2 protein-coding genes are annotated in these 3352 nt (G+C 64.1%); both read left to right on the forward strand.

Translation table 11 applies throughout. The annotated features are described in order from the left end of the window. Nucleotides 1-109 precede the first annotated feature (109 nt). Complete coding sequence (locus ACIQ3B_RS18340) at nt 110-544, forward strand: hypothetical protein (protein WP_397405160.1); 435 nt, start codon at nt 110-112, stop codon at nt 542-544. A 740-nt stretch (nt 545-1284) separates the two neighbouring features. Then, nucleotides 1285-3345: a glycine-rich protein gene (locus ACIQ3B_RS18345; RefSeq protein WP_397405158.1), complete on the forward strand. Its 2061-nt coding sequence runs from the start codon at nt 1285-1287 to the stop codon at nt 3343-3345. Nucleotides 3346-3352 lie beyond the last annotated feature (7 nt).

Here is a 3352-nt window from a genome sequence, read left to right on the forward strand (position 1 = left end):
CGAGCGAACCGTCGGTGCCCTCTGGGACGCCATCGGACGCTTCATCGACCTCTTCACTCCGACCGAGTGCGCCAACTACTTCAAGAGCTGCGGATACGATGCAGACTGAATGGAATCCGCTCTAGCCGCCCAGCACGGGCTTAATCAGAAGACCGTCGCCAAGTGGCGCAAGCGGGCCTTCGTGCACGATGCGCCGATGGGTCCGATCGCGCGGGCGGCGGGGGAGCGGTACGGCGAGGTCTGGCGCCGCGTGCGGATGGACGCGCAGATCCCCTGCAGCCTTGAGGCGCTGCCCGGCGGCGGCCCGGGCGGGGGGCCGGGCCTGGCCCAGGTGCTGGCGCATGGCGCGCAGACCGAGCGCGCGCGACGGGTGCTGGCCAACCTTCGCGCGCGGCTGTCGCACCAGCCGGATCTGGTAGCGGTCTGCGACGCCGTCTGCGGCGAGGAAAAGACCCCGCGCGAGGCGGCGGCCGGCGAGCGCGATGCGGCGCGGGTGGAGGCGCTGCTGAAGGTGGCGCTAGATTTGATGGCGGGGGCGGGGTGATGGGTGCCCGATGGGCGCTTTCAGCCGGCGCGCACTACTTTATCGTGAACATCTGGACAGATCAGCCAATACGCGCAACATCATGCTCAACCTCAAGTGAGACCACGGCAATGGATCACGACTCCCATTGGTTGATTTCTGTGAAATGGCTATTCAGCCAATCCGGGCCGGCCTTGAGCAAGCTGCGCCGTGCTTCGAGGCAGCCAGCTGGAACAATGGCCGCCATTTTTTCGACGGTTACCCTCCTGTTGCTGGTCCTTGGTGCGCCGACGCCCGCAGCGGCTGTAACCACGGTCAAATGGGCCGCGCCGCCGGGGACGTTGGGGTGGTGTACTGTGGTTGCAGCCGGGACCGAAGAGTGTTTCGCGACACCGATTGAAGCGTGCACGCGACAGTGGCAAGCCTACAATCCGGGGAAGCTTTTCTTTGGATACCAAGACAGAGAATACTGGTGGAGTAAGCAATGCCGATGGAGCCGAGGGGGGATCGCTCCGACTCTGATAGACTACCAATGTGAGGTCGCGTTCACGCCGGGCGTTGGTTTTACGTGGAAAAAGGCTAGCCCCGGCATCTGTCGCAAAGCGACCTCCAACTACGTCTCTATTGCTTCCAGCAAGCGAACCTGTTCGGCCAACAACAATGCCTCACCCAATCTCCATACGCCCGGACCGATCGATATCCTGACGGGCACGAAGTTTTTTGATGTCGAGGACTTCGCGACGGCGGATGGTGGGCTACGGTTGTCGCGCCACTTCGCATCGGTTCGAGGCGGGGGAGAAAATGACACGATCGTCACAGACATTCTTGGCCTGACCAACTGGACGACAGGGTTTGGCCTTGAGCTTCACCTTGGTCAGGGCTGGAGCTCCGGGCGCGCCGGGCTGAATACGCCGGGAGGTGGTCACTACCGCTTTATCAAAAGCGGCAACGTGATGGTCGCCGACACCCCCTCTGACTACCCTCTTCCGCGCACCGACTATTCGCTGGAGTTTGTCGGGACCTTCCCGGCCACAATCACGGACGTCAAGAACGCTAAGAGCAACTGGATCGTCCGTGATGACCAGAACAGCATCTGGTACATGGAGACAGTCTACAGCCCCAATACGGGCAAATGGGAAATCGCCCGGCCCACCCGGCGCGTGGACCGGTCCGGGAACGAACTGGCCTTTGTCTACGACGCCTTCGGGGCGCTCTATTCGGTCACCGACAGTTACGGACGCCGGATCACCTTTGGCTGGATCGACATAGACGCCACGCGGCGTGCGGTGTCTTCAGCCAGGCTGCCCGACGGCACCCGTATCGACTACATTTACGACACGCTATCGACGATCAAAATGCCCTATCGGCTGGCGCGGGTTGAACGGCGTGACGCGAGCTCCAACCTGCTCGACAAAACGTCCTACCAATACGGCAATGTGGGTTTTCCGCTCATTGTCACGGCGGTTCTGGACAAGAACGATGTCGTCCGATGGACAGTGACTTACGACAGCCAAGGCCGGGCGCTGACCAGTTCAGGGCCATCGGGCGTTGACGCCTATTCGATAAGCTACAGCGCCGAGGGGACGTCGTTCAGCCGCACGGTGACCAACGCCCTGGGCAAGTCCGCGACCTACAACTACACCCGAACCAGTCTTACCACGTTCGATCCCAAGCTTGTCAGCATCGTTGGCCTTGCCAGCACCAACTGCGTCGCCGCCACCGGGTCGATGACCTATGGGGCCAACAACTTTCTTTCGACGTCAACCGATGAGGAAGGCCGGGTCACGGCCTTCACACGCGACACGTTGGGAAGATCCACGCAGGTGGTTGAAGCTCAGGGCACGGCGGTGGCGCGGACGACAAGCACCACTTGGCACCCAAACCTGAATCTACCGACGCAGGTTGTGGCCTCCGGCCTCACGACGTCGACGAGCTTCGCCACCGGAACGTCGGCGGGCCGCTACAATCCGACCTACAGTGTGACGCAGGCCTTTGCCTATTCCGGCGCAGCCCAGACCTATGCCGTTCCCGCGGGCGTCAGCAGCGTGACTGTTGAACTCTGGGGTGGCGCAGGCGGCAATGGGAACGGCTCCGTCGGAGCCTGGTCGGGCGGCGGTGGCTACGTCCGGGCGACGTTCACGGTCATACCGGGCGACGTGCTGAAGATCGAGACCGCCGGGGGCGGTCAGGGCGCGGCGCAGGCGGCGAACGGCGGCGCGGGCGGCTGGCCTGATGGCGGACCGGGTGCACGTGGCAATCGCGGCAGTGGCGGCGGCGGCGGATCATCCCGCTTCTACATCAACAACGTGCTGAAGGCGGTCGCAGGTGGCGGTGGGGGATCCGGTGGTTACGTTAGTGGCCTCACCATCGGTGGAATCGCCGGCGCGGGCGGCCCGTTGGGTCAGGACTCCAGCAACGATGGCGGCCGGGGTGGAACGCAAACGGCCGGCGGCGTGGATTCTTCCGACACCGGCAACGCCAACAAGACCGGTCGCTCGATCCTCGCCTTCCCGGGCGTGCAACGTCTGGGCGGTTGGGGCGGCAGCACCGGCGACAGCACCACTACAACGACCGATAACGGTGGCGGCGGCGGCGGCGGGTACTGGGGCGGTGGGGGTGGCGGGGGCGATGGTCAGCCCGGCGGCGGCGGTTCATCCTGGGTCGATCCAGGCGCGACCGTCGTCGATAACCTGAGCGGCAATCGGCAGTTGCCAGCCAATACACCTGTCGGGCAACCGACCGTGGCCACCGGCGTGAACTCCGGCGCGAGCGGCGTCGCCATCGGCGGAGGCAATGGCTATGCGATCGTGAGGTTGAGATGAGCCAAGA

Origin of the sequence: Phenylobacterium sp. (assembly GCF_044358365.1) — a bacterium.
GTDB lineage: Bacteria > Pseudomonadota > Alphaproteobacteria > Caulobacterales > Caulobacteraceae > Phenylobacterium.

Bases quoted from the DNA above. Each gene is read 5' to 3' on its own strand.
- ACIQ3B_RS18340 (WP_397405160.1), top strand. From the start codon at position 110: ATGGAATCCGCTCTAGCCGCCCAGCACGGGCTTAATCAGAAGACCGTC.